The following is a 25,476-nucleotide window of genomic DNA, read 5'->3' as shown; positions in this document are numbered from 1 at the left end:
GACGACCCGCCGTGGTGAGGCAAACATATCCAGAACAGGAGGAGATTGTATGTTCGGTGCCGAATGGAGTAGGCCGGAGGGGTGGTCATGGAGGCGTTGGCGAACGCGCGCCTGCACCAGAAAAGGCCGCTGGACGTCCGTGTGCCGGATCTCCTCTGGAGAGACCGCGGTCTGACGGAGGGCGCCCGCTACCTGTGGTGCTTCCTCTGGATGACCCGCACGACGTGCACGAAGTACACTTTCGCCGAGCTTCGGCGGGCGACGGGACTGAGCCAGCACAGCCTGCTCCGGCATCTGGAGGCGCTGTCCCGCAAGCTCTGGCTGCAGTACACCCGGTCCGGCCGCACCGTGGAGGTGCAGCCCCTCTGGCCCAGGTCGTGCAGGTACATCGTGCTGACGGACGACCTCCTGCTTGACCGAAGCCTGCCGCACGCGGCCAGGTGGGTGTGGGGCGTCATCCGGCGGTTGGGCCGGCGCTTCAGCTACCAGAAGCTCATCCAACTGACCGGGTACTGCCACAACAGCCTGACCAAGTACTTGCGGGTGTTGCAGGAGAAGGGACATCTTACGGGAACGACGTGCCGGGTCGGGCGGCGGAAGGCCTTCGACCTGACAGCCAGCAACCCGGCGGAGAGCCGGCGCCTCGCCGCGCTGGCGAAGTTCGAGAAGAGCAAGTCGCTGGTCCAGCAGTGGAGAGCCTACTCTTTCGGGCAGTTCCTGTTGGCGCGCATGGTCGAGATGCTCACCGGCACGGTCTTACTGGAAAACGGGGCTGCCAGTTGCCTGGACAACCCCGAGACCGGCGCGCGCATGCAGTTCGACCTGTTCCTTCCCAAGTACAGCGTGGCCCTGGAGTACCAGGGACCCCAGCACAGCCGCGTCACCCAGCGGTTCCCGGACGCCGCCGAACTGCAGCGGCAGCAGCAGCGGGACCGGCTGAAGCGGCAGCTGAGCGAGGCGGCGGGGATCAGGCTGATCGAAGTCCATCCGCCCGACCTGAGCTTCCGACGCCTGGCGGAGCTCCTGCGTGAGGCGGGCGTCCCGCTCCGGGACCTCCCGGACGAAGAGCGGTATGTGTATCAGGCGCTCCTCCGCCACTCGCAGCGCTACCGGGCCGCGGTCAGACAAGAGGCGGCGGTCTAGTCTTCCGGTTCGGGGCCGTCCACCTCCGGGATCATCGCCGTACGTGCCCCGGGCCGCGGCTCCACCGCCGCGCGCTTCAGGTAGAAGGTCGCAAGCCCCTTCGCCACCAACCTGCCCTGGAGATCCTCGATCTCCACCCCCCCACCGCCGTGGTTCCGCCGACGTGCAGGGCGCGGGCCCGGGCCAACAGACTGCCGCGGCCCGGTGCGATCGGTTCATCTTCATCTCGATCGTGGCGATCGCATCACCGGGCTTCAGCGCGCTGCGCAGCGCCGTGCCGATGGCCGCGTCGGCCAGCGTGCAGAGCGCCCCGCCGTGCACCATCCCCATGTTGTTCTGCGTGTGCTCACTGGCTTGCATGCGCAGGGTGCTCCGCCCATGCCCGGCCTCCACCACCTGGGCCCCGATCACCTCACGGAACGGAATCCGCACCATCCTTACGACTCTCCCTCTTCGGCAAGCTCAAGGTCACATCATACCCCGCCCGACACGCCAGGGGCAGCGGCGCAGCCGGCACCCGCGTCAAAGCCGGGGCCACGCCCCGGCCTCACCGCAGGATGGCGTCCGGTCCGACGCCCGAGTCGCCGGTGATCTGGATGACGACACGGTAGGGAACGCAGACGATCATGTCGCCCGGGCTGGAGATCCAGCCGGTCAGCACACACACCTGGTCCGGGCAGTCCGCCTCCCGCACCCGCACCGCCCCGTCGGCCACCTCCACGACCAGATGCCCGCCTGCGGGCTCCACAGGATACAGCCCGTCCTGGCGCAGATCCAGGGTGCGCCAGGGGGCTCCCGCCACCGTCACCACAGCCTGGGCGGCCGGGCCGCGGGATCCAGCCCACCAGCCCCTGCCCAGCACCAGCGCTCCGGCCAGGACGGCGACCCCGCCGGCCAGCGCCAGGTCGGAAGCGCGGATGAGCCCGGACCGGCCCCCGGAGACGGCGGCGCGGGGCGCGGACCCGTCGGGGGCCGTGGCCCGGGCTACGTCCCCCGCGCCCGCCCCGCCCAACGCTCCGGCGGCCTCCAGGCGGCGCAGGAGCAGGCCGACGAGGGCGCCGGTCAGCAGACCGACGGGAGGACCGAGCACCAGCAGAAGCGGCAGCAGCGCCAGGACGCCCGGGGTGGAGGTGACCGCGGCCGCGGCGGCCAGCTGGCCCACGTGGTGGGCGACCGCTCCCGCGGCGCTGACGCCTGCGGGCCCAAGCCGGCGGCCGCGGGCGAAGAGCGCCATCGCGGCCCAGGCCAGCAACCCTCCGGCGCCGCCGACGAAGAAGGCGGGGCCGAAGAGGGTTCCGGCGAAGATCTGTGCGAGAATGAACCGGCAGAACCAGACCAGCAAGCCCGCCGCGGGGCCGTCGAGGGCCAGGGCGGCGAGCGTGGCGGCGTTGGCCAGTCCCCAGCGAACTCCCGGCACCGGCGCCGGCGGCGGCAACTGGCGTTCCAGCAGCGCCAGCGCCAGGCCTGCGGCTGTGAGCAGGCTTAACCGGGTCAACTGCCGGGTGCTGAAGCTCCTCGTTACCTTCGGTTCGCTGGTTCTGCGTCCACTCAGCGGGGTCACCCCCACGTGCTGCGATTGACTGCGCCTCGGCCGTCGGGCAGGCATGGGGTGCGACGTGGAAGGGCTGCCCGTGTCCCCGGCAGGCGCACAGGGACGACCAGGCTCATGACCTTCACACGGGTGCGTCCGGTCCATCCAGCGCCCAGTCGTCACACCGGTCTACCATCCAGCATCCTGCGTCAGCTCCGCCAACTCCGCCATGCCGGGGGTCATGCGCACCTCGCCGGCGTCGCTCACCAGGAGCCCCTCCACGCCGCGTTCCACGAGGAAGCGATACCCTCCCTCCATGCCCAGCACGAAGGCGGCGGTGGCGTAGGCGTCGGCCAGTTCGCCCCGGGGGGCGACCACGGTCACGCTGGCCATCCCCCGGGCCGGGTAGCCGGTGGACGGGTCAAGGATGTGGTGGTAGCGCACGCCGTCCGCTTCGAAGTACCGCTGGTAGTCGCCTGCCGTGTCGGCGTAGCCCCCGTCCAGCGAGAGCGTGGCGATGTAGCCCTGCGGATCCCGCGGGTGCTGGACGGCGATGCGCCACGGCCCGCCCTCGGGCCGGTCGCCCAGCAGCGCGATGCTGCCCCCGAGCTGCACCAGCGCCGCCCGGACGCCGGCCTGGGCCAGCTGGTCCCGCACCAGACGGGCGGCGAACCCCTTGGCCACCGCGCCCAGCTCCAGCTGCATCCCAGGCCTGGAGAGGAAAACGGTCCCGGCCTCGGGGTCCACGTGCACGTCGCGCCAGCTCACCAGCGCCCGGGCTGCCTCCAGCTCGGCCGCGTCCGGCACGCGGCCCCCCTCGCCGAATCCCCAGGCCGCCGCGAGCGGCCCGATGGTCGGGTCGAACGCGCCGCGGGACTCCCTGGCCACCTGGAGCGCCGCCTGCACGAGTTCCACCGTCTCGGGCGCGACAACCACTGGCTTCGCCCCGGCTGCGGCGTTGATCCGAGACACATCGCTGTCCGCGCGCCCGGGGTGCCACAGCGACTCCAGCCGGGCAATCGAATCCATCGCGGCGTCGGCGGCGGATTCGGCATCCCAGCCCCCGGCGTAGACCACCACGCGCACAGACGTGTCCATCATGATGGCGGTGCGCTCGACCCGCTCGGTGCGGCCGCCGTGCCAGAGCGCAGCGAAGAAGGCCGCGGCGATGAGCAGGGCCACGATGGACCGGCCCGACCGGGAGGATGCCCCCCAGGAGCGATCCATCCGAACCCCTGTAGCCGACGGCCTCAACACCCGGAGCCGCGCGGGCCGGGCGCCCCGGGACGGACCCGCCAGGAAATGAACGCCCTGAAACCAGCCGCTCCGGGACTCGTCCACCCGGGAACCGACGCCCTGGAACCGGCCGCCCCGGAACTCATCCCGGCCGGAACCCGCGCCCTGGGACCGAGCGTCCCGGAACCCATCCCGGCCGGAACCCGCGCCCTGGGACCAGCCGTCCCGAGGCTGGCCCGCCGGGGAACGAATGCCTCCCAACCAGCTTCCCCGGGACTCGTCCACCGGGGAACCGGCGCCCTGAAACCGCCCGCCCCGGAGCTCATCCTGTCCGGAGCCAGCGCCCTGAAACCAGCGGCCCCAGAACGGATATGCCTGGGAACCATCGCCCTGGGAGCGGCCATCCCGCGACCTGTCCTTCCGGGCCCGAACGACCCCAGACCGGCGGCCCAGGGACTCACCCGCCCGGAGCCGGCCCCCACGGGGCTCGCCCCCCTGCTCCAAGCTCTCCTCAGCCCCGGTCGCCGGGAACCGGACCACCTCGGACCAGTTCCCCGAAGACGGGTCACCAGGCGACCGCTTGCGGGACAAGGCAGACTCCTCCCCACGACCGGCCTACACAGCCTCTACGGCCGGGACGGGCTGCGTCGCGACGATGCACTTGGTGGGGCACTTCTCCGCGCAGATCCCGCACCCGTCGCAGCCGCTGGGATCGATGTAGGCGACGTTGTTCACCATCGCAATGGTCTTCTGCGGGCACTGGCGCACGCAGAGGCCGCAGGCGATGCATCCGGCGGTGCAGACCTTGCGCACCTGCGGACCCTTGTCCACGTTCCGGCAGGAGACGACGGTGGCCTGCGAGGCCGGCACCAGGGCCATGATCCCCTTCGGGCACTCCTGCGTGCAGATGCCGCAGCCGGTGCACTTCTGCCGGTCCACCACGGGCAGCCCCGCCGCCTCGTCCATGTGCAGAGCGTCGAACGGGCAGGCCCGCACACAGGTTCCCAGGCCAACGCAGCCGTAGGAACAGGCCTTCGGCCCGCCGCCGGGCATGAGGGCCGCCGCGCGGCAGTCCGCGATGCCCTGGTACAGATAGGTTCGCCGGGCTTTCGCATCGCTACCCACGCAGTGGACGTGGACGACCAGCCGCTCGCCCACCGCGGCCTCCACGCCCAGCACCCCGGCCACCGCGGCGGCCGTCGCCGGGCCGCCGGCCGCGCACGCGTCCGGCTTGGCTTCACCGCGCACCAGGGCGGCGGCGAGCCCGTCGCAGCCCGGGAAGCCGCAGGCGCCGCAGTTGGCGCCGGGCAGGACTTCACGCACGGCCACCACCCGCTCGTCGGGCGGGACGGCGATCTTCACGGCGACGAAGGCCAGGCCCGCGCCGAGCACCAGACCCGCTCCCCCGAGCACAAGCGCTGCTGTCATCATCGCGCCAACACCTCACTTAGAAGAGGATCCCGCGAAAGAGGCCCTGGAAGCCCATGAAGGCCAGCGCCATCAGGCCGGCCGCGACGAACGCGATGGGCATACCCCGCATCGCCGGCGGGATGTGCGCCCCCTCGATCCGCTCCCGCACGCCGGCGAAGAGCAGCGTCGCCAGGGTCCAGCCAACGCCGCAGGCGAAGCCGTTCAGCACGGACGTCATGAAGCCGTAACCCTGGGTGATATTCAGCAGCGCGGCGCCCAGAACGGCGCAGTTGGTGGTGAGCAGCGGGAGGAAGATGCCCAGGGCGGCGTACAGGGTGGGGCTGACCCGCTGGATGACCATCTCCACCGTCTGCACCAGGGCGGCGATCACCAGGATGAAGGCCACCGTCTGCAGGTAGCCCAGCCCCAGCGGCTCCAGAAGGAGATGCTGCAGCGGCCAGGTGATGGCCGAGGCCAGCGTCATGACGAAGACGACCGCGGCGCCCATTCCGTAGACCGTCTCCAGCTTGTTGGAGACGCCGAAGAACGGGCAGAGGCCCAGGAAGCGGGAGAAGATATAGTTGTTGACCAGGATGCCGCCGATCAGGATCGCCAGGATCTCCATCTAGACCGCCGCCTCCTCTCCTCCGGACACTGTGCCGGCGCCGGCGGTGGAACCGGATCCGGATGCCGGCCGGTCCCGCCGCCCCCGCGCCTCCTGCCGCTGCTGCAGCCATGCCAGGCCGGCCATCAGGAAGCCGATGACGAAGAAGGCGCCGGCGGGTAGCAGCATCACCACGACCTCCAGCGGCAGGCCCGGGCCCAGCAGGGCGACGCCGAACAGCTTCAGGTTGCCGGTGCCCAGGAGCTCCCGCACGCCGCCGATGGCCATGAGCGATGCGGTGAAGCCCAGGCCCACGCCCACCGCGTCGGCCACCGAGAGCAGCGGGCCGTTCTTGGAGGCGAAGGCCTCCGCCCGGCCGAGGATGATGCAGTTCACGACGATCAAGGGGATGAAGATGCCCAGAATGGCGTGCATCTCCGGCAGATAGGCCTTCATCACCATGTCGACCACGGTGACGAAGGTGGCCACGATCACGATGTAGACCGGAATGCGTACCCGGTCGGGGATCACCCTGCGCAGCAGGCTGATGATCAGCTCCGAGCAGGACAGGACGAAGATCACGGCCAGGCCCATCCAGAAGCCGTTCTCCATGGCCGTGGTCACGGCCAGCGAGGGGCAGAGACCCAGCAGCAGCCGGAACGGCGGGGCCTGCCGGAGTCCGTCGGCCAGGACGGACCCGAACGTTGGGGACTGAGCGGATGGCTTCACGACCCTCACCTCCCGGTCTGAAGCTGGCGGGCGGCGTCCAGCGCCGCGTTGACGCCGTCGAGCACCGCGCGGGACGAGATCGTCGCGCCGGTCACGGCCTGGATCTCATTCCCCGCCGGGGGCTGGTTCTTCACGAGTTCGATGGACGGGCTGAGCCCCAGGAACTGCTGCAGGAACGCCGGCTCAGTGGCCTTGCTGCCCAGGCCCGGGGTCTCGCCGGTCGCGCTGAGGACCTTCAACTGATGCACCGTTCCGCCGGGCTCGACGCCCACCAGCAGCACGATCGCACCGCCGTAGCCGCTCGGGGCCGCCTGCACGACGACGCCCACCGGCTCTCCCTCGGCGTCCACCCCGCGCCAGGCGGCCTGCACCGGCCCGCCCGCACGGGCCAGTTCGTCGGCCGGGACCTCCTCAAAGGTGGCCGCCCCGGGCAGCACCTCCGCGAGGCCCTCCTGCAGCGCCCTCGCCTCCATCTCCGCCACGATGGGCGCGGTGACGCCGTTCACCCCGGCCAGGGCGACCCCGGCCAGGACCGTGACCACCAGCAGCGTCAGGATCATCCGCACGGCCTCACGCACGGCCTTTCACCCCCCCGAAGGGCGCCGGCACGATGAACCGGTCGATCAAGGGCGTCACGACGTTCATGAGCAGGATCGCGAACAGCACGCCCTCCGGGTAGCCGCCGTAGAGCCGGATCAGCACGGTGATGAGGCCGCAGCCCACGGCGAAGACCCACCGGCCCTTGGGCGTGATGGGTCCCGTGACGTAGTCGGTGGCCATGAAGAAGGCGCCCAGGATCGCGCCGCCGGCCAGCACGTGGTAGAGCGGGTCGCCGGTGAAGAGGCCGCCCTGCCCGCTCAGGATCCACGACAGCAGGGCCAACGTGCCCAGGAAACCCGCGGGGATCCGCCAGTCGATGATCCGCCTGGCCAGCAGGTACGCCGCCCCGATCAGGAGGAGCAGCGCCGACGTCTCCCCCAGGGATCCGCCCACGGTGCCCAGGAACAGGTCCCGGTACGAGGGCAGCGGGCCCGCGAGCACCTCCGGGTCGAAGGGGCTGGGCAGGACCGCCAGCGGCGTGGCCGTGGTGACGGCGTCAAAGGGGCTCGTCCAGGTGGTCATCGCGGCCGGGAAGGCCGCAAGCAGGAACGCCCGGGCGGCCAGGGCGGGGTTGACGAAGTTGTGCCCGAGGCCGCCGAAGGCCACCTTGACCACGGCGATGGCGAAGGCGGCGCCCACCACCGGCAGCCAGACCGGCGAGGCGGGCGGCAGCGTCAGGGCCAGCAAGAGCCCCGTGACCAGCGCGGAGCCGTCGCCCAGCGTGGAAGGCTTGCCCATCAGCCGCATGCAACCCCACTCGGTCAGCGCGGCGGCGCCCATGCTGAGGGCGATGATAAGGGCCGCGCGCCAGCCGAAGAAGCAGACGGCCCCGAGCGCCGCCGGCGCCAGGGAGATCAGGACATCCCGCATGATGCGTGCCGTGGACACGCCGGCCCACAGGTGCGGGCTCGACGCCACCAACAGCTCGCCGTTCTCGGTCTTGCTCATGGGCTACCCCCTCCCCCCGGCGGCGGCGCGCCGCCCCAGTTCGTATTTCGCGAGCCGGATCGACTGCACCAGCGGACGGCGTGCCGGGCAGACGTAGCTGCAGCTGCCGCACTCCATGCACGCCCGCACGTGGTACCGCTCGGCCGCCCCCCAGTCGCCGGCCAGCGCCGCGCTGCAGAGCCGGGCGGGCAGGAGCCCCATCGGGCAGGCCGCCACACAGCGACCGCAGCGGATGCACGGGCCTGCAGGGGTCTCGTCCAGGTCCTCGGGACCCAGCAGGATGACCGAGCCCGTGGTCTTGATCACCGGGACGTCCAGGTCCGGCTGGGCGATGCCCATCATGGGGCCGCCGGCGATCACCCGCGCCAGCGGGCCGGTCAGGCCGCCCGAGGCCTCCACCAGGTCGACGAAGGACGTGCCCAGCGGCACCAGCCAGTTGCCCGGCCGGGTCACCCGGCCGGTGACGGTGACGATGCGGTGGGTGAGCGGCCGGCCCTCGGCCAGGGCGACCGCCGCGGCCGCGGCGGTGGCCACGTTCTGCACCACGGCGCCCACGTCCAGCGGGATGCCGCCCACCGGCACCGCCCGGCGCAGCAGGGCCCAGACCAGCATCTTCTCCGCGCCCTGCGGGTAGCGCACCGGCAGGACCTCGACCGAGATGGCCGGGTCGCCAGCGACCAGCTGCGACAGCTTCCCGGCGGCGTCGGGCTTGTTGGCCTCGACGGCGATGATCCCCCGCTTCGCCCCGCTGGCCCGCATGAACAGGCGGAGCCCGAGCACCACCTGCTCCGGGTGCTCCAACATCAGCCGGTGGTCCGACGTAATGGCCGGCTCGCACTCGGCACCGTTGAGGATCACCACATCGGGCTCCGTGCCCGGCTTCGGGGTCAGCTTGACGGCCGCCGGGAAGCCCGCGCCGCCCATGCCGACCAGCCCGGCCTGGCGCACGCGGTCACGAATGAAGGCCGGGTCCAGCGACTCCGGATCGAGGTCCCAGCCCAGCCCGTCGGGAAGCCCCTCCCACGGCTGGTCCTCTGGTGCCGGCTCGATGACCACGGCCTGCTCCATGCGTCCACCGGGCGTCCGCCAGGGCTCCACGGCCGCAACGGTGCCGCTCACGCTGGCGTGCACCGGCGCCGAGACCGGGGCTTCCGCGGTTCCGATGGGCTGGCCCAGCGCCACCTGGTCGCCTTTCCTTACCAGGGGCTGACAGGGCGCCCCGATATGCTGTCGCAGGGGGATCACGACACGCTGCGGACGCGGCAGCGGCTGCGTCGCACTGGCCGCGGTCGTCTTGCGGTCGTCGGGATGGACCCCCCCGCGGAAGCGGGCCAACAGGTTCATGCGCAATGCCCCCTCATGTGACTGGGTCTCATTTGGTTCGTGCAAGCTGCGGCTGATCGTCGGTTCAGGTGCGTTCAGGTGCGCGTCCACCCGCCCGTCCTCGGGTCAGAGGTCCTCCGGAGCGAGCGCGGCCGTTCCGGGCATGCATGCGCCCTCCGGTTCCGCCTCAGTTGCGCCGGCGACGCGGGCGCGCCGGCTGCGCTCCGTCCACGCGACACCCGCATAGGCCGCCGCGGCGCCGGCCAGGCCGGAGCCGAGGACGGGCAGCGGGGCTCCGTCAAACGCGGCGTTGCCGATGAACAGCCCTGCCATGAAGCCCGCCAGCGGGAGCAGGTAGGCCAGGGCGACGGCGCGGGCAGGCGACGGGAGCGGCGCCTCGACCACGATGGCCCGCCCGGGCTTCAGGGGAGTGGACGACTCCACCAGCAGGTACCGCCCGCCGCCGGACGAGTGCGCCCCGCAGCGGTGCGAGCAGGCGGAACATGGGTTCACGGCGATATGCACCCTGGCGACGCCGTCTTTCCAGCTCAGGACGGTGCCCTGCAGCCTCATCCCGTCACCTCGTTTCCATATGTATCCGGCGTCTCCGCGTGCCCGGAAACTCGATCACGCCTTTATTGTCGGCCCTCAGAGCGATCGGGGTCAACGCGCCGTCTCCCCCATCCTGCGCATGGATAGAAGGGCGGCGCGGGTGGGTGTTCGGTACTATGTCCCCCATGCGGACTAGACCCTAGGGCCGGCATCCCTGCGACCAAATGATCGAGTAGGAGGGGGCGGCTAGCCCCCGTCCTCTCACACCACCGGACATGCGGGTCCGCATCCGGCGGTTCGCCAGGATTGACGAGTCGCTTCATAGCATTCGGTCAGGCTTATCAGCCCCTGGGCACGCCAGTAGGCGTCGCCCAGGGCGCTGTTTAGTGGGCCACCTGCCATCCGCCACGGGCCTTTGCGGCTGTTGGCGAGTTGGTAGACTACCCATTCGGGCAAACCGAGGGCGCGTAACTCCCGAAAGCGCGTGCGTACACGCTTCCACTGCCTCCATACGCATGCTCGCAGCCGACGCTTCAGCCATCCTTCGAGTCTTTCAAAGGCTGACCTGGCATCGGAGAGCGCATAGTACCCAACCCAGCCCCGCAAGTAGGCATTCAGGCGCCGGATTCGGTCCTCCATGCTCTGGCTGCGGTTGCGGTCCGTCAGCGTGCGGAGCTTGTCCTTCACGCGTTTCAGGCTCTTCGGGGCCAGCCGGATGCGCACTCCCCGGTGCTTGTAGAAGCTAAACCCGAGGAACTGCCGCTTCCACGGCCGGTCCACTGCGCTCTTCTCCTCGTTGACCTTCAGCCGTAACCGCTCCTGCAGGAAGTGGCGCACGCTCCTGTAGACCCGTTCTCCCGCCCGCTTGCTGCGGACGTAGATGTTGCAGTCATCGGCGTACCGGACAAAGTGGTGGCCACGGCGCTCCAGCTCCTTGTCGAGGTCATCCAGCAGGATGTTCGCCAGCAGCGGACTCAGCGGACCGCCCTGCGGCGTCCCTTCCTCCGTCGCCACGACCACCCCGTTCAGCATGACCCCGGCCTGTAAGTACCGCCGGATCAGCCGCAGCACACGCTTATCCGTTACCCGCCGCGCCACGCGGGCCATCAGCACGTCGTGGTTGACCCGGTCGAAGAACTTCTCCAGGTCCATGTCCACGACCCAGTCGTACCCTTCCTCCACGTACTGACGTGCCTTCCTGACCGCATCATGACCCCGCCGCCCCGGCCGAAAGCCGTAGCTGGATTCGGAGAATGTCGGGTCAAAGATCGGCGTCAGTACTTGCAGGAGTGCCTGTTGGATCAGGCGGTCCATCACGGTGGGAATCCCCAGCATCCGCTTGCCGCCGCCCGGTTTCGGGATTTCGACCCGGCGGACTGGCTGCGGTCTGTAGGTCCCCTGGAGCAGTTCCTCACGGATGCGGCTCCACTCCACGCGAATCTGGTCCCGCAGCCGTTCGGTGGGGACACCGTCCACGCCGGGAGCGCCTCCGTTCCGCTCCACCCGTTTCAGGGCGGCCAGCATGTTCTCCCTGGCCACCACCTGCTCCATCAGGTTGCTGTGCTCCCCGCGGGGTGACGTTCCGTCTTGTGCCGGCTGCCCACTCCGCCCTCTCGCCGTCCCTTGCGGCTTCACCGCTACCTCCGGCGAGCAGGTCCCGTTCGGGGTCTTCTGCGTTTGTCGCGGGCTGCTCGAACGCAACGGGTTCACCCCTTTCCTGACGTTCGGCCCTTCCCGGTTGGGGCGTCCCCCTGCCGGTACTATGGCCTTTGCTGACTTCTGCCGGTTCAGCTGCGTCTCCCGACGCAGGTTACCAGCGTTGCTGGCGTTCCCGGCAGATCTCCCCGGGTAAGAACGCTGACCTTCACCCCGCACCCGCCCCATCTACCGCACCGCCCTTTGGCAGCTTCGGGTTTTGCTGTGTTCGGCCAGCTCACCCGAGCGGCACAGCCTCCTATGGGGTTCGTGTTCCTCGGGTCGTGGCTTTGCCTCGGGCTTCCTTCAGATTCCGCCTCACGACGGACACCCTTGCCTTTGGCTAACGGGCTGGTGCTGCCTCGCCCGTAGCGGACTTTCACCGCCAAGTCAGCGCCCATGCCGGGCACACAGAAAGGAGCGATCCTCCGGAGGAGGACCGCTCCCCGACGCGCGTAGCGTGAAAGTGGGCGTCAGTTCATGAGCCGCAGGGCCGCCCAGAGCGCCCCCAACGTGGCAAGGAGCACCGGCGGCGTGATCACCAGGGCGGTGCGCAGATAGCGTCCCCACGAGACCGACAGCCCCCGGCCTTCGAGGATGTGCAGCCACATCAACGTGGCCAGGGAGCCGATGGGCGTCAGCTTGGGGCCGATGTCCGCGCCGATGACGGTGGCCATCACCATGCCCTCGCCGATCGCGCCCGCCGCGCCCGTGGCCGCCACCGCCAGGGTGCCGATGAGGACGCCGGGCAGGTTGTTCACGCCGGCGGAAAGCAGCGCCACCAGAAGGCCCGTCCCCAGGACGGTCACTCCCAGCCCTCGGGCCGTGAGCCCCTGCAGCAGGCCGGCCACCATGCCGGTCAGCCCGGCCTTGCCCAGGGCGAAGACCACCAGGTACATGCCCAGGGCGAACGCCACCACGTGCCACGGGGCGCGCCGGATGGCCGGCCACGGTTCCACCACCCGGTTCCGGAGCGCCGCCAGCAGCAGCAGCACCGCGCCGATCGTCATGATCGCCGAGGTCGGCACGTGGAAGGCGGTCCGGTTAAACAGGAAGGCCAGGATCATCCCACAGACCACCGCAACCCCGACCCGGAAGAGGAACGGGTCGCGGATCGCCGCCGCCGGTTCGCCGAGCCCCGAGGCATCCACCCGGCGGGGGATCTCCCGCCGGTAGTACCCCAGCAGCACCAGGGTGGTCACGCCGAGGCAGGCGAGGCTGGGCAGCAGCATCATCAACGCAAACCGGGCGAAGGAGAGGTCGAAGTACCGGACCACGATCATGTTGGTCAGGTTGGAGACCGCCAGCGGGATCGACATGGCGTCGGCCATGAAGCCGCAGGCCATGGCAAAGGGCAGCAGCGCCTGGTGGCCGAACCCCAGGGCCTCCACCATCTCCAGCACGATCGGCGTGACGATGAGCACGGTGGCGTCGTTGGTGAAGAAAGCCGACACGGCGGTGGCCAGCAGGATCACGGCCACGAACAGGCCGCGGCCGCTGCCGCCCGCGCGCCGGGCCAGGTGCAGCGCTGCCCAGCGGAAGAAGCCGGCCTGCTCCAACAGGGTCGAGATCACCATGATGGCCACCAGGGCCAGGGTGGCATCCCAGACGATGCCGATGACGGACTCCACGTCCACGAGCGTGATGGAACCGGCCAGGAGGGCGAGCAGCGCGCCCAGGAGCGCGGAGACGCCGGTGTTCAGGTTCCAGGGCCGGCGGATCACCAGAAAGAGCGTCCCCGCGAAGATCGCCGCGGGAGTAAGTATCGTCTCCATATGCGATTCGGTTCGTCCTCCACACACCAGGATGAGGCGTTTGAGAATGACGGGCGTCAGCCTTCCCCGTGCCGGCGCCCCGTGGCCGCCCCGGGCGGCGCGGGATCAAGAGAGGCCGAGCAGGACGGACCGGGTTCACGGCAGGAGTTGCGCGACCTGCCGGTGCAGGGCGACCCGGTAGGCGAAGAGGCCGCGGCCCGTCGCCAGCATCGCGTCGGCGATGGGTCCGCACAGTTCCTCCATGGACCCCCATTTCACGCCCCCGATCTCCCGGGGGTCGCGGGTGGCCGGATCCCCTTCCCCCTCCGCCAGCACCACGTGCGTGGTCCAGGGCTGCTCCTGGCCGCCGCAGGTGAACGTCACGTGTACGCGCAGGAGGTACCGGGTCACGCGCACAGCCAGCCCCGTCTCCTCCCACCCCTCCCGGGCGGCGCCGGCCGCGAACTCCTCGCCGGGCTTCACCCCTCCGCCCGGGGCGCGCCAGATGCCCGGCGGGTAGTGGTGCTTGCGGATCAGGGCCAGCCGGCCGGCCGGGTCGAAGATGAAGAGCGTCACGTCGTGGAGCCGCTGCTGACCACGGGTGGAGGCGACCACCATCGCCATCTCGTCAGGCAGGATCGGGTACCGCCACGTGAGGACCACCGGCCTGCCCAGCTCCGCCTCCGCCCGGGCCAGCACCTCGCCGGTCATGTGGGCCACAGTTTCCTCGCCACCTTCGTCAACGTTTCAGGCCCGCATGCGGGCAGGCGGATGTACCGCCGTGCGCATGCGGGCCCTCCGGCGGCCCGGGGGCCGCCGTCGCAGGGCTGCAAGCGGATGTAGGGTTCAACCATCCGGGCTCTGAATCCTGCCGCTGCCTCTACGACAAGCTATGACGACAGGTGGCTCGGCCCGCACACGCGTGCCTGGCCGTTACAGGTCCGCGGGCCACGTGCCGGCCCGCAGCGCTTCGCCGTACCGGTCCGGGTCGGCGTAAAAGCTCCGCTGCCGGGCCGCGGCCACCGCGGCGTCCACGTCGTAGGCCACCCGGCGCAGCTCGAAGCGGGACCGCGCGGTGTCCAGTACGGCGTACGCGGCCCGGCCGTCGCCGTCCAGGGAGAAACCGACGGCGCCCGGGTTGGCGAGCCAGCGCCCCTCGAAGCGGAAAGCGTACGCCTGGTGCACGTGGCCCGCGATGATCCAGTCGGCCTGCTCCTCCCGCAGCAGCGGCCGGATCTCATCGGGCCCCATCGTCGGCGCGATGCCGGTCATCGCGTCCTGCGGCGAGGCGTGGACGAACAGCACGGTCTGTCCGTCGGCCTCGAGCCGGTGGGAGAAGGGCAACCCGGCCAGGTACTCCACATCAGCATCCGAAAGCTGCGCCAGCGGCCAGGCCAGGCTGGGCGGGAGCGGGTCGGGCAGCGAGAACCCCGCGGGCAGCGGCCGCCGGGGCTTCCGTCCGGCCGCCATCACCAGGGCCACGTCCGTGTTGCCGTGCAGGCAGGGGATGCCCAGCTCCCGGATCCGCCGGATGCACTCGGCCGGCTGCGGGCCCTTGAAGGCCAGGTCGCCCAGGCAGATCAGGGCGTCCACGGTCTCCGGGTCGATGTCGGCCAGCACCGCCTCCAGCGCCGTCAGGTTGCCATGAACGTCGGAAATGATGGCGATGCGCACCGCCAGCCACCTCGCTTTGGAACTCTTTCCCCATCTTAATCCCGCCTGCGCGTGCTGACAAGCCTCCCTCGGTTCGGACTGCAGGCGGGAAATCGGCCGGTTCAGGGCGAACAGGATGATCCCGGAATCTGCTGCGGTGGAGGTTGACCATTACGTCCAGGGAGCAAAAGGCCGCACCGACCGGGGAAGGCCGGGCGGCAGTCAACGACAGCTACCGGTGGCTTGTCCTCATCGTGGCCGGCACCAGCGCCTTCATGGGGGCGCTGGACGGCAGCATCATCAACATCATCATCCCCCAGATCCAGGCGCAGTACCAGGCGACCCTCGGCGACATCAGCTGGGTCTCCACCGCCTACCTGGTGACCATCTCGTCGCTGCTGCTTTCCGCGGGACGGCTCGGCGACATGTGGGGATACCGGCCGGTCTTCGGCGCGGGGTTCATCGTCTTCGGCCTCGGCTCGCTCCTGTGCGGCCTCGCCCCCACCCTGCCGACCCTCATCGGCGGCCGGCTGGTGCAGGGGGTCGGCGCGGCCGTCATGATGGCGCTCTCCCCCGCCCTCATCACCACCACGTTCCCCGGCCGGGAGCGGGGCCGGGCGCTGGGGATGCAGGCGACCCTGACCTTCACCGGCCTCACCCTCGGCCCCAGCCTGGGCGGGTTCATCGCGGGCCGGTGGGGATGGCACTGGGTCTTCCTGATCAACTTGCCGGTCGCGGCGGTCGGGGCCGTCCTGGCCTACACGCAGCTGCGCCCCACCGAGCGGCGGAGCGGCCAGGCCTTCGACTTCGCCGGGGCGCTGCTGTTCGCGGCGGGCCTGGCCTCGGTTCTACTGGCGCTCAGCCAGGCCGAGACCTGGGGCTGGGGCGACCTGCGCACCCGGCTGCTCCTCGCCGGCGGCGCCCTGCTGCTCCTGCTCTTCCTCTGGCAGGAGCGGCGCGCCGCCCAGCCGATGCTGCCGCTGTGGATGTTCCGGGTGCCGGCCTTCACCGGCGGGGTCGCCGCGGCGCTCCTGCAGTTCTCCGCCACGTTTGTCCTCACGTTCCTGCTGCCCTTCTACCTGCAGCAGTTCCGCGGGCTCAGCCCCAGCGCCGCGGGGGCCGTGATGACGGCGCAGCCCGCCGCCATGGTGGCCGTGGCCGGGCTGGCCGGCTGGCTCTCCGACCGGATCGGCACCCGCATCCCCGCCACGGCGGGCATGGCCGCCATCGCCTGCGGGCTCTGGCTGGTGTCCCGGGCCGGCGCCGCGACCCCGGTCACGCAGGTGGCGCTCTGCCTGGCCCTGATCGGCCTGGGCGCCGGCTTCTTCAACCCGCCCAACAACAGCTCCATCATGAGCGCTGCGCCCTGGGACCGGCAGGGGGTGGCGGCCGCCCTGCTGGCCGCGGCCCGCAACGTGGGCATGGTCACGGGCATCACCATCGCCAGCACCCTGTTCGCCCACCTGAGCCAGCGCATGGACTTCCTCGCCGCCTTCCGCACCACACTGGCGGTCCCGGTGGGCCTGGCGGTGACCGGCGCCCTGCTCTCGCTGGTGCGGCCGACGGTGGCGAAGGATGCCGACAAATAGCCGGCGGTCTGGCGACCGCCGGCCGTTGACGCTTACTTAATGATGGTGACCTTTCATGTTCTGGCGCGCCCAGTCCAGGGCCAGGAGCAGGCCCAGGAGGAGCTGCGCACCCTTGCGCAGCCAGATCTCCTCGGGAAACAGCCCGGTCTGCACGAGCTGCAGCATCGCCCAGGAGAACGGGCTGAAGTAGAGCAGCGGGTCCGCCAACCGGATGGCGAGGTAGGAGATGCCCCACCACACCAGGGCGACGCTCAGGCCGGCCCGCAGGCTGATCCGCCGCGACAGCGACAGGACCACGCCCATGAGCAGTGCGGCGGGTCCCAGCGCCAGGAGCAGGTCCGGCGAAGGCGCCGGCACCGCCACGAGGAGGAGCAGCCACAGGACCACCCAGGCGAGCCGGTACACCCAGACGAAGTGGCCCGCACGGGAGCCGGCCAGCACCACCTCGCCCATGCCGTGCTGGTCCAGGCTGAGGAGCACGACGGCGATGGCGGGCCCGACCAGCGGCAGCAGGAGCTCCAGCGCGGCGGCGTTTTCGGGGCTCGTCGCATCAAACCCGGCGAAGCGCAGGAGCAGCACCGCCAGGGGCACCAGCCAGGCGAGGCCGCGCCGGCCGTGGAAGAGCACGCGGGCCTCCCGCAGGAAGTTCAGGCTCATTTCTACCCTCATGGCCTCGCCCCCACCACCTGGAGCGCCGGGTCGCGCAGCAGGCGCAGGTAGGCGTCCTGCAGCCGCTGCGCCCCGGTCCTGGCCAGCAAGTCCGGGGCGGGACCGGCGAAGAGGATACGCCCCTCGTGCAGCACCACGGCCGTGTCGGCCAGTTGGGAGACCTCCGCCAGCAGGTGGGTGGAGATGAGCACCTGCGCACCCCGCTCGGCAAGGCCCCGCACCAGGGTCTGGAAGCGGTCCTGCTCCTCGGGGTCCAGGCCGGCCGTCGGCTCGTCCATCAGGAGGACCTGGGGGTCGCTCAGGAGGGCCTGCGCCAGGGCCAGGCGCCGGAGCGTGCCGCCGGAATAGGCCCCCGCCGCCTGGTCGGCCACCCGGCTCAGCCCCGTCTGCACCAGGCACCGGTCGATTCTCTCGGCCTCCACCACGTCCCGCAGGGCCCCGAGGTACTGGAGCACCTGCCGCCCGGTCAGGTCGCCCGGGGGCCGGAAGTGCTGGGGGACGTAGCCGATCCGGGTGCGGGCGTACGCCGGCTCGCGGACGATGTCCCGGCCGTGCAGCAGGATCTGCCCCCGGGTCGGCCGGAGCAGGGTCGCCAGCAGGCGCATCAGCGAGGTCTTGCCGGCGCCGTTGGGGCCCAGGAGGCCGATCACGCGGCCTTCCAGCTTCAGGTCGAGCCCGCTGAAAATTCGCTTGCGCCCCAGCGTGAGTGAAACGTCTCGGAGCTCATAGGTCAGCATCTACTCCGCCTCCCTCGGGTGCTGCAGTTCCGCCAGCCGTCCGGCGATGTAGCGCTCGTGGCCCTGCTCCTCGCCCGCCTCCCAGTGGCGCAGGACCAGGCAGGCGTCGAGGGCGCTGAACTGATGGGGCTGGTGAAACGCCGGGTTCCACCGGTGCAGCATGCTGAACAGCACTTCGTGCTGGCGCTCTTCTGCCGCCGCCACGGTCGGCCCGTCAAACTGGTACTGTTCTGCCGCCAAAGCGGGAGCTGAGACGACGCCGTCACCGGGCAGGGCAGAAAGATCGCGGGGCGAAAGATCGATGGGCCGGAACCGATCCCCCCAGGCAAGGCGCCCGAGTTCGTCGTCAGGGATGTCCCACGCCAGTGCGCCCTCGCAGGCGCCCGCGGAGGAGGTCGTCCCGGTGGCCATGTAGTGCTCCAGGAAGGCCAGCAGCGGCCGGATCTCCCTTTCCTGCCCGCCGGAGAGGAGCCAGAGCGCCAGGTAGATCCGCGCCGGCCGGTTGACCGGCAGGGGCTCGGTGAGCTTCACAGCAATCGACAGCCGGTCCGCGACGCGGAACTGGCGCAGCAGGTCCTCGTCGACGATCAGGTTGGACCCGTCAACGAAAGTTTCGACCGGGTACGAAAGGAGGTTGAAGTCGGGAAGCACCCAAACATCTGCGATGCCCGTTTCCCAGGGGGCCTGCTCAATCCACGACCGGACGGTGCGGTAGACGGGCAGGAGTTCGTCCGGCACCGGCTTCCCGGCCGGCCGGTACAGGACCCCGGTCCCGGTCGCCAGCGCTTCCATGCCTGCTTTCGCCGGGACCGGGTCGGACGCGGACCTGTGGGTGACCGGATAGCGCGTTTGGATCGCACCTGTGAATGCCACTTCTGCGGGTACGGGATCGGCAACGGCCAGGTAGAGCGGCAGGCCCCCCCAGCAGAGCAGGGTGAAGGCGGCCGTGCCGGCGCGAAACGTGCAGCGATGCACTCGCTGCACCGATGCGGCCAAGCCGAGGAGCCCCAGGAAGCCCAGGAGGAAAGCACCCACCCAGCCTGCGGCGCTCACGAAGCCGACCCCCCAGGGATTCATCGGACTCACAATGGCCGCGTCGGTCAGCACCAGGAACCGGGCCATTTCCGAGACCTTTTCGGGGAGCCGGGGGGCGAACGCCACAATCCAGGTGAGCAGGGGGAGGGCGAAGGCGCCCCACGGGCTCCGGGTCGCCGCGATCCCCGCGGTGGCCAGCCCGGTCCAGACCAGCATGGTGGCGGCACTTCGGGCCAGGTAGGCCACCGCATAGGGCCAGCCGGACCAGGTGAAGGGCTGCCCGATCTGATGGACCAGGCCCACCCCGCACACACCGAGGCCGATCGCCAGCACCGCTGCCAGGGCGCCGCCCAGCGCCCGCGCCGCCAGGGGGCCCAACTCGTGGTCGGTGCGCAGTTCGACGACCTCATCCAGCGCCTGATCCAGACGAGCCAAACGCCAGAGCATCAGCGACGCGACGAGCGGCCCCAGCAGGGTGCTGAGGCCGTAGACGTGCCGGCCGAACTCCCCGACCGACAACCACCCGGCCGAGGAGCCCGGGTTCAGGTCGAGTCCGACGGCAGCAAAGGCGAGGAACGCACTCATGAGGAAGTCGGGGCTCCGCAGGGAATGGGCGGTGTAGCCTTGCAACAGGCGGGTGAAAGTGCGAACGGACATCATGGGTTGCAGAGCACTCCCCTTCTCAGGCACATGAAATCCCTTCCTCATGGGAAGGGGGACACGAGAGCCAACATCGGCGACCCCTCGTTTCCCCTTCGGCACAACGATTACCGCAGGTAAGCATGCTGCAAATTGTAGGTATACCGGTAAAGGAGCAGGTCCTTGAACTCATTCCTGCAGGGGCTGCAGCGGCTCTTGGAGTGGAAATGGGGGACACGAGAACCAAGGCAAACCGCGCCTCGCATCCCCCGTCGGAACATGGGTTATCGCGGACAAAGTTTGCTAGGGATCGCATGCACAGCTCATGTAGAGCTCGTCCCGGAACTCATTCCTTGTCTCGCAAATCCCCGAAATGGAATCGCAGCAGACTCTTGACCTCCGATATCGATCGTAATAATGTCCCTTTTGTGGTTCAAATAGGCAAGCGAATGGGGCACTCTTGCAGTAAGTGTTCGTGTACTGCCAAGGCGACCAATCACCGCAAACCCAGCTCTGCGGAGTAACACCGTGTAGAGCACACGGATGCCATCCTCCAGGAAAGCCGTGCTGGGCACTCGCTCCACACTGAAGACGCGCCCAATTTCACCCTCAGCATCAAAGATCCCACGTTCCGGCGGTACATGCTGGTACAACTGCTTCAATATCGTCTTATCGAGTGTTCGAGTCACAACGTACCAATCGACTTCCCCCGGCATTTCGAATGGATGAAGAGGAGTATTGTGCGGCCATCGCGCGGAACTTCGTGCGGAGCCCTGGCTTGTATGGCGGCTTCGTACTCCTCCAAAGCGGAATGGTCTGGCTGCGCACAGGCGACCATGGTTACGAGAGAAAGCAGGGCGAGCCCGACCATTCCGGCTATTTTCATTCGATAAGTTCTCATCAGGTGAGCCAGCCTCCGTAAACAGAATTACAAACAAGGCGTTGATGCAAGATGGATTGTGCACATGTAAATCTACATTATATTCTGATTGCAGTCAACGGTGCTAAGGCCGTAGCCGGAAAATCATCTCACAGCGAAATGACCGACAGATCGGATGGGAGGTGCGCCGTATGCCCCTCGAGACCTTCCACCCGGCGGTGCGGGCCTGGTTCGAGGAGCGGTTCGGCCGGCCCAGCCCGCCCCAGGCGCAGGGCTGGCCCGCCATCGCCCGGGGCGAGAACGTGCTCATCCTCGCCCCCACCGGCTCAGGCAAGACGCTGGCCGCCTTCCTGAAGTGCCTGGACATCCTGTACCAGCAGGGCGTCCGGCGGGAGCCCGGGGTCCAGGTGCTCTACATCTCGCCGCTGAAGGCGCTGAACAACGACATCTACCGCAACCTCGAAATCCCGCTCGCCGGCATCGAGGCCAAAGCGCGGGAGCTGGGCCTGCCGCTCCCCCACCTCACGCACGCCGTCCGCACCGGCGACACGCCCCAGCAGGAGCGGAAGGAGATGCGGCGCAACCCGCCCGACATCCTCATCACCACCCCCGAGTCGCTCTACCTGCTGCTCACCTCCCGCTCCCGCGACATCCTGCGCACGGTGCGCTACGTCATCGTCGACGAGATCCACGCCCTCTGCACGAGCAAGCGGGGGGCGCATCTGTCGCTTTCGCTGGAGCGGCTGGAGGCGCTCCTGCCCCGCCCGCCGGTGCGCATCGGCCTTTCGGCCACCTTACGGCCGCTGGAGGAGGTCGCCCGCTACCTGGGCGGGACCGGCCGCCCCGTCACCATCGTGGACGCCGGGGCGCGCCGGGAGCTGGACCTGCGGGTGGAGGTGCCGGTGGCCGACATGCGCGCCCTTCCGGAGAGCTCCATCTGGCCGGCGATCTACCGGCGGGTGCTGGAGCTGGTCGCCGCCCACCGGTCCACCATCGTGTTCGTCAGCAGCCGGGGGCTGGCCGAACGGCTCGCCGGCCAGCTCAACGCGCTGGCCGGGCGGGAGGTCGCCCGGGTGCACCACGGGTCATTGAGCCGGGAGGCCCGGGAGCAGGTGGAGGCGGAGCTGAAGGCGGGGCGGCTGCCGTGCCTGGTGGCCACCTCCTCGCTGGAGCTGGGCATCGACGTGGGCGCCGTGGACCTGGTGATCCAGATCGAGTCCCCCGGCACGGTGAGCCGCGGCCTGCAGCGGGTGGGGCGGGCCGGCCATGTCCTGGGCGCGGTGGCGAAGGGGCGGCTGCTCCCCAAGTACCGGGGCGACCTGCTGGAGACGGCCGGCATCGTGCGGGAGATGCGCCGGGGCAACCTGGAGGAGACCCGGGTGCCCACCGGCGCCCTGGACGTGCTGGCCCAGCAGATCGTCGCCATGGCGGCGATGGACGAGTGGCGGGTGGACGACCTGCTCGCCCTCGTCCGCCGCGCCTGGGGCTACCGGGACCTCACGGAGCGGCAGCTCCACGGGGTCCTGGAGATGCTGGCGGGCCGGTACCCCGCCGCGGAGTTCCGGGAGCTCCGGCCTCGCATCGTCTGGGACCGGGAGGTCGGCGTCATCCGGGGGCGGGAGGGCGCCCGCGCCCTCGCGGTGCTCTCGGGCGGCACCATCCCCGACCGGGGTTACTACACGGTCTACCTGGAAGGCAGCGACGTGAAGCTGGGCGAGCTGGACGAGGAGTTCGTCTACGAGTCGCGGGTGGGCGACGTCTTCCTGCTGGGCTCCGCCACCTGGCAGATCCGGGCGATCGAGCACGACCGGGTGGTCGCCGCCCCCGCGCCGGGCCGGATGCCCCGGATGCCCTTCTGGAAGGGCGAGGGCCCGGGCCGCCCCCCGGAGCTGGGCCGGAAGCTCGGCGCCTTCACCGGCGAGGTGGCCGCGCGGCTGAACGATCCCGACCTCCTGCAGTGGCTGCAGGCGGAATGCTGCCTGGACGAACGGGCGGCCCGCAACCTGGTGCAGTACCTGCGGGACCAGGTCGCCCACACCGGCGTGGTGCCCACCGACCGGCGGCTGGTGCTGGAGCGCTTCCCCGACGAGCTCGGGGACGAGCGGCTGGCGCTCCTCTCCCCCTTCGGCGGCCGGGTCAACACCGCCTGGGGGATGGTCATCCGGGCCCGCATCCGGCAGCTGCTGCAGCTGGAGGCCGAAGTCACCACCAGCGACGACGTGATCCACATCCGCCTGCCCGGGGCCGACCGGCCGCTGGATCCGGAGATCCTCGTGCGGGTCGACCCCGAAGAGGCCGTGGGGCTCCTGCTGCAGGAGGTAGGCGCGACGCCGCTCTTCAGCGCGCACTTCCGCATGAACGCCGGGCGGGCCCTGGTGCTGCCCCGTCCCCGGCCGGGCCGGCGCCGCCCCTTCTGGCTGCAGCGGCTGAAGGCCGCAGACCTGCTGCAGGTGGCCCGCCGCTACCCCGACTTCCCTCTGGTGCTGGAGACCTACCGGGAAGTGCTCCGAGACGTGCTGGACCTGGAGGGTCTGCGCCAGGTGCTGGAAGGGCTCGCCAGCGGGGAGATCGAACTGGCGGTGGTGGAGACCGACTCCCCCTCCCCCATGGCCAGCCAGATCCTGCTGCAGTTCGTGGCTGAGTACATGTACGAGGGCGACGCCCCCAAGGCCGAGCGGCACGGGGCGCTGCTCACGCTGAACCGGGAGCTGCTGGACGAGCTCCTGGGGTCCGGCGCCCTGCGGGAGCTCCTGGATCCCCGGGCGATCGCGGCGGTCGCCGCCCGGCTTCGGGGACAGGCCGAGGGCTGGCAGCCCCGCGGCCCCGACGAGGTGGAGGACCTGCTGCGTCGGGCCGGGGACATGACCGAGGCGGAGTTGGCGGCCGCCGGCGTGAGCCCGGAGTGGCTGGCCCGGCTGGAGGCGGAGCGGCGCGCCGTGCGGCTGATCGGCGCAGGCCGCGGCGATGGCGCCCACTGGGTCCATGTCGACGACGCCTCGCTGTACCGCCGGCCGGAGGCGGACGTGGCCGAGGTTGTCCGCCGGTACGCCCGGGCGCACGGCCCGTTCCGGCCCGACGAGGTGGCGCGCCGATATGCTCTGGCGGAGGAGGACGTCGCGGCGGCCGCCGAGGCCCTGGCCACAGCCGGGGAGCTGGCCGCGGGCGAGTTCACGCGGGGCGCCACCGGCCGGGAGTACTGCGACCCGGAGGTGCTCCGGCAGATCCGCCGGCAGACGCTGACCCTGCTGCGGGCCGAGGTGGAGCCGGTCGACGGGGCCGCCTACGCCCGGTTCCTGCTGGAATGGCACGGGCTGCGGCCGCCGACCCCGGGCAGCGGAGCGCCGGGCGGAGCAGGACCGGGCGGCGCGTGGACAAACGAGGGCCCGCCCGGTGCAGTGCCGCCGGGGACCAGGCCTCCGGGTGCGGCCCTCCCCGTCGGATCCCCGCCGCAAGCCCTCCTGCGGGCCCTGCGGCAGCTCCAGGGGATCCCGCTGCCAGCGGAGCTGTGGGAGCAGGAGATCCTGCCCCGCCGGGTGCCCGGCTACCAGCCGCTCTGGCTGGACCAGCTCCTGGCCGCCGGCGAGGTGCACTGGGTGGGCTCGCCCGGCAAGCGCCTGGCCTTCTACCTCCCCGACGACGTCCACGCCTTTGCGGGCCGGCTGGCCGCCGCGCCCGAAGGGCTCACGCCCGTCCAGGCGCAGGTGCTGGCCGCCTGCCGGGCCGCCGGCGCGGCGTTCCTCGGGACCGTTGCCCGGCGGGCCGGGCTGACCCCTGCGGAGGCGCTGGAGGCGCTCTGGGAACTGGCCTGGATGGGCCTCGTGACCAACGACACCTATGCACCGGTGCGGGAGGTGCTTCGGTCCGACCGGACCGCCCGGCGCAGCGGAAGGGCGGCGGCCGTGCTGCGGGGCGGCACGGGCCGCTGGTGGCCGACCGGCTCGCTGCTGGCCGGCGATCCCCCTGCGGCCGGGCAGCCCGCCGACCGGGTCGAGGGATACGCCCGGTTGCTGCTGGACCGTTACGGCGTCGTCACCCGTGAGGCGGTGGCGGCGGACGACGGACCGGCCCCCTGGGGCGAGGTGCTGCAGCAGCTGCGGCGCATGGAGTGGCGGGGCGAGGTCCGCCAGGGCTACTTCGTCGCCGGCCTGACCGGCGTGCAGTTTGCCCGGGCCGACGCGGTGGAGCGGCTCCGCGGGGCCAGGGGCCGGACCGGCGCTCCGCCCCTGCTGGTAAACGCATGCGACCCCGCCAACCCGTACGGCACGGTCCTGCCCTGGCCGGAGGGGGAGCGGCTCGCCCGAGTGCCCTCCAACTACCTGGTGCTGGCCGACGGGCGGCCCGTCCTGGGCGTGGAGGGCCACGGCAGCCGACTGATCCCGCTGGTACCGCTGAAAGAGGACAGGCTGGCGGAGGCCCTGGCCGCGCTGACCGGCCTGCTGAAGGCACCCGGGGCGGCCCGCCTGCGGCGGCGGATCGAGGTACGCCGGTGGGGCGACATGCCGGTGCAGAAGAGTCCCGCCGCAGAGCCGTTGCGCGCCCTGGGCTTCGAGCCGTCGCCCCGGGGGCTCGTGTACTACGGCTAACGGGGAACCCTCAAGACCGCGCACCCGTGCAGGCAGGAATCCTTCGGCCTGCGCCGAAGCAGGTGCTGTCCCCTGCGGCCGGAAACGCCCGGGGGGCGCCGGGGCCCGTGCCGCCCCGGGCGCTGCCGAAGCAGGCGCCGTCCCCGGTGGAGGTTTCCTCCCGGCG

At 70.7% G+C, this 25,476-nt stretch carries 20 protein-coding genes and 1 pseudogene; 3 read left to right on the top strand and 18 right to left on the bottom strand.

What is annotated here, in order from left to right; genetic code table 11:
• Positions 1-87: 87 nt before the first annotated feature.
• Complete coding sequence (locus tag STH_RS19315; protein WP_011195037.1) at positions 88-1,143, top strand: hypothetical protein; 1,056 nt, start codon at positions 88-90, stop codon at positions 1,141-1,143.
• Here STH_RS19315 and STH_RS19310 read toward each other — a convergent pair.
• The 15 genes and pseudogenes from STH_RS19310 to STH_RS04585 all read right to left on the bottom strand — a co-directional run bounded on the left by STH_RS19310 (position 1,140) and on the right by STH_RS04585 (position 15,199).
• Positions 1,140-1,280 (bottom strand): hypothetical protein, encoded by a 141-nt coding sequence (locus STH_RS19310; RefSeq protein WP_242654575.1) that lies wholly within the window; start codon positions 1,278-1,280, stop codon positions 1,140-1,142. The genes STH_RS19315 and STH_RS19310 overlap by 4 nt on opposite strands.
• Before the next feature lie 88 nt (positions 1,281-1,368).
• Positions 1,369-1,578 (bottom strand): annotated as a pseudogene (locus STH_RS19895) (PaaI family thioesterase); the annotation flags it as partial.
• Between the two features lie 112 nt (positions 1,579-1,690).
• Positions 1,691-2,638: a Gx transporter family protein gene (locus tag STH_RS16935; RefSeq protein ID WP_050742115.1), complete on the bottom strand. Its 948-nt coding sequence runs from the start codon at positions 2,636-2,638 to the stop codon at positions 1,691-1,693.
• 225 nt (positions 2,639-2,863) lie between these two features.
• Positions 2,864-3,901 carry an FAD:protein FMN transferase gene (locus tag STH_RS18315; RefSeq protein ID WP_043714946.1) on the bottom strand — a complete coding sequence of 346 codons (1,038 nt, stop codon included), beginning with the start codon at positions 3,899-3,901 and terminating at the stop codon, positions 2,864-2,866.
• Positions 3,902-4,525: 624 nt separating this feature from the next.
• On the bottom strand, positions 4,526-5,338 hold the full coding sequence (locus tag STH_RS04635; protein WP_242654574.1) for an RnfABCDGE type electron transport complex subunit B: 813 nt from the start codon (positions 5,336-5,338) through the stop codon (positions 4,526-4,528).
• Positions 5,339-5,357: 19 nt separating this feature from the next.
• Positions 5,358-5,945 carry an electron transport complex subunit RsxA gene (rsxA, locus tag STH_RS04630; protein WP_011195032.1) on the bottom strand — a complete coding sequence of 196 codons (588 nt, stop codon included), beginning with the start codon at positions 5,943-5,945 and terminating at the stop codon, positions 5,358-5,360.
• Positions 5,946-6,653, bottom strand: coding sequence for an electron transport complex subunit RsxE (gene rsxE / locus STH_RS04625; protein WP_011195031.1), 708 nt, complete (start codon positions 6,651-6,653; stop codon positions 5,946-5,948).
• Positions 6,654-6,658: 5 nt separating this feature from the next.
• Positions 6,659-7,231: an RnfABCDGE type electron transport complex subunit G gene (locus STH_RS04620; protein ID WP_011195030.1), complete on the bottom strand. Its 573-nt coding sequence runs from the start codon at positions 7,229-7,231 to the stop codon at positions 6,659-6,661.
• Complete coding sequence (locus tag STH_RS04615) at positions 7,224-8,201, bottom strand: RnfABCDGE type electron transport complex subunit D (protein ID WP_043713404.1); 978 nt, start codon at positions 8,199-8,201, stop codon at positions 7,224-7,226. The genes STH_RS04620 and STH_RS04615 overlap by 8 nt, the downstream gene beginning before the upstream one ends.
• 3 nt (positions 8,202-8,204) lie before the next feature.
• On the bottom strand, positions 8,205-9,545 hold the full coding sequence (rsxC, locus tag STH_RS04610) for an electron transport complex subunit RsxC (RefSeq protein ID WP_011195028.1): 1,341 nt from the start codon (positions 9,543-9,545) through the stop codon (positions 8,205-8,207).
• A 105-nt stretch (positions 9,546-9,650) separates the two neighbouring features.
• Positions 9,651-10,097, bottom strand: a complete 447-nt coding sequence (locus STH_RS04605; protein WP_043713402.1) for a SoxR reducing system RseC family protein — start codon at positions 10,095-10,097, stop codon at positions 9,651-9,653.
• A 240-nt stretch (positions 10,098-10,337) separates the two neighbouring features.
• Positions 10,338-11,627 (bottom strand): group II intron reverse transcriptase/maturase, encoded by a 1,290-nt coding sequence (ltrA, locus tag STH_RS04600; protein ID WP_011195026.1) that lies wholly within the window; start codon positions 11,625-11,627, stop codon positions 10,338-10,340.
• A 617-nt stretch (positions 11,628-12,244) separates the two neighbouring features.
• Complete coding sequence (arsB, locus tag STH_RS04595; RefSeq protein WP_011195025.1) at positions 12,245-13,546, bottom strand: arsenical efflux pump membrane protein ArsB; 1,302 nt, start codon at positions 13,544-13,546, stop codon at positions 12,245-12,247.
• 135 nt (positions 13,547-13,681) lie between these two features.
• The gene (locus STH_RS16925; protein WP_011195024.1) at positions 13,682-14,236 is read right to left on the bottom strand and encodes an NUDIX hydrolase; all 555 of its coding nucleotides are present in this window, start codon (positions 14,234-14,236) and stop codon (positions 13,682-13,684) included.
• Positions 14,237-14,458: 222 nt separating this feature from the next.
• Positions 14,459-15,199, bottom strand: coding sequence for a metallophosphoesterase family protein (locus STH_RS04585; protein ID WP_011195023.1), 741 nt, complete (start codon positions 15,197-15,199; stop codon positions 14,459-14,461).
• 143 nt (positions 15,200-15,342) lie between these two features.
• Between STH_RS04585 and STH_RS04580 the strand changes: the two genes are divergently transcribed.
• Positions 15,343-16,767: an MFS transporter gene (locus tag STH_RS04580; RefSeq protein WP_011195022.1), complete on the top strand. Its 1,425-nt coding sequence runs from the start codon at positions 15,343-15,345 to the stop codon at positions 16,765-16,767.
• A 36-nt stretch (positions 16,768-16,803) separates the two neighbouring features.
• Here STH_RS04580 and STH_RS04575 read toward each other — a convergent pair whose 3' ends face one another.
• Genes STH_RS04575 through STH_RS04565 form a run of 3 tightly spaced genes read right to left on the bottom strand, consistent with a single transcriptional unit; the run spans position 16,804 to position 19,868 of the window.
• Positions 16,804-17,436, bottom strand: coding sequence for a hypothetical protein (locus tag STH_RS04575; protein WP_148205484.1), 633 nt, complete (start codon positions 17,434-17,436; stop codon positions 16,804-16,806).
• Positions 17,433-18,173 carry an ABC transporter ATP-binding protein gene (locus STH_RS04570; RefSeq protein ID WP_011195020.1) on the bottom strand — a complete coding sequence of 247 codons (741 nt, stop codon included), beginning with the start codon at positions 18,171-18,173 and terminating at the stop codon, positions 17,433-17,435. The genes STH_RS04575 and STH_RS04570 overlap by 4 nt, the downstream gene beginning before the upstream one ends.
• A complete protein-coding gene (locus STH_RS04565; RefSeq protein WP_043713399.1) occupies positions 18,174-19,868 on the bottom strand; it encodes a hypothetical protein in 1,695 nt (564 codons plus the stop codon).
• Positions 19,869-20,918: 1,050 nt separating this feature from the next.
• On the opposite strand from STH_RS04565, the gene STH_RS04560 reads away from it, so the two are divergent.
• Positions 20,919-25,310: a DNA glycosylase AlkZ-like family protein gene (locus tag STH_RS04560; protein WP_043713395.1), complete on the top strand. Its 4,392-nt coding sequence runs from the start codon at positions 20,919-20,921 to the stop codon at positions 25,308-25,310.
• Positions 25,311-25,476 lie beyond the last annotated feature (166 nt).

This window comes from Symbiobacterium thermophilum IAM 14863, assembly GCF_000009905.1.
Classification (GTDB): domain Bacteria; phylum Bacillota; class Sulfobacillia; order Symbiobacteriales; family Symbiobacteriaceae; genus Symbiobacterium; species Symbiobacterium thermophilum.
The sequence above is the reverse complement of the archived record's forward strand: the minus strand, read 5'-3'. Positions and strand labels throughout refer to the sequence as shown.